This window comes from Cryobacterium sp. MLB-32, from assembly GCF_000738085.1.
Lineage (GTDB): Bacteria > Actinomycetota > Actinomycetes > Actinomycetales > Microbacteriaceae > Cryobacterium.
Window position 1 is genome coordinate 1 of sequence record NZ_JPRS01000447.1, and the last position, 1,453, is coordinate 1,453.

Annotated in this window: 1 protein-coding gene and 1 pseudogene; both read left to right on the forward strand. The window is 61.7% G+C overall.

Features of this window, described 5'->3' with window-relative positions:
- Nucleotides 1–3: 3 nt before the first annotated feature.
- Nucleotides 4–201 (forward strand): annotated as a pseudogene (locus tag JF66_RS25475) (PAS domain S-box protein); the annotation flags it as partial.
- Nucleotides 202–216: 15 nt separating this feature from the next.
- Nucleotides 217–1,453 (forward strand): PAS domain-containing protein (locus JF66_RS19295; RefSeq protein WP_231556517.1); only part of this gene is annotated, 1,237 nt, incomplete at its 3' end.

Below are 1,453 nucleotides of genomic sequence, written 5' to 3' on the forward strand. Positions count from 1 at the left end.
TCGCTGTTCGGCTACGACCGTGCCGAGCTCGTCGGTCGGTCCATTCAGATGCTGCTACCTGAGTATGCTCCGGCGGTCCGTGGCGGCCATTCGAACGAATCCATTGCCGATCCAACTAGTCGGACTATGGTGCGGGGGCTGAATGGGAGGAAGCAAGACGGGAGCGAGATTCCGGTCGGTATCAGTTTGTCTGCCTTAGATACGGGAGATGTCTTGATGATGATCACGGCTGCGTCCCCGGTAAACGCGGGCCCGGATGCGCTTGAGAATTCCCAGCTTCTGGCCGCGATCATTGAGAATGCGAACGATGCCATCATCGCCAAGCCTCTGGACGGCATCATCACAAGCTGGAATCCGGCAGCCGAGAGAATGTACGGCTATGCCAGCGGCGAGATCGTGGGCACGTCCGTCGAACGGCTGAGCCCGCAGGACCAGACCGGTGAGATCACCTCCGTCCTGGCTCAGGTCAAGGAGGACCAGTACTGTGACGAATTTGAGACCCTCCGCGTCCGTAAAGACGGGACGGTGTTCCCGGCCTCACTCACTGTGTCTCCCATCCGCAATGCCGACGGCGTCGTCGTTGGCGCATCCACAATCGCGCGGGATGTGACGTCGGCGAGGCGTGTGTTTGAGGCGGCGCGGTCGATGATTGAGTCGAGCCTGGATTCGTTGGTGGCGATCAGTCCGGAAGGGCTGATTACGGATGCGAATGAGGCGACGGTGACGGCGACCGGTATTCCGCGGGTGGAGTTGATCGGCACGGCGTTCTCGGATTGTTTCACGGAGCCGGAGAAGGCGGAGGCGATTTATCAGTTGGTGTTTGAGAAGGGCATGGCCGTTGACTACCCGCTGACCATGCGTCACCGGGACGGGACGCTGATGGAGGTGCTGTATAACGCGTCGGTGTACCGGGACGTTGACGGCAACGTGCTGGGCGTGTTCGCCGCGGCACGCGATGTGACAGCGGCGCGGCGGGCGTTCGTGGCGGCCCGGTCGATGCTTGAAACGAGTCTGGATTCATTGGTGGCGATCAGTCCGGAAGGGCTGATCACCGATGCCAATGAGGCCACGGTGAAGGCGATCGGTATTCCCCGGATCGAGTTGATCGGCACGGCGTTCTCGGCCTACTTCACCGAACCGGAGAAGGCTGACGAGATTTACCGGAGTGTCTTTGAAAGGCGTATGGGCCTCGCCTACCCGTTGACCCTCCGCCACCGGGACGGGACGCTGACCGAAGTGCTGTACAACGCATCGGTGTACCGGGACGCTAGCGGCAACGTGCTCGCCGTGTTCGCGGCGGCACGCGACGTGACAGCCCTGAGGAGGGCGTTTGAGTCGGCCCGGTCGATGATTGAGTCGAGTCTGGATTCGTTGGTGGCGATCAGTCCGGAGGGACTGATCACGGATGCCAATGAGCCACGGTCCAGGCGACGGGCATTCCTCGGGTGGAGCT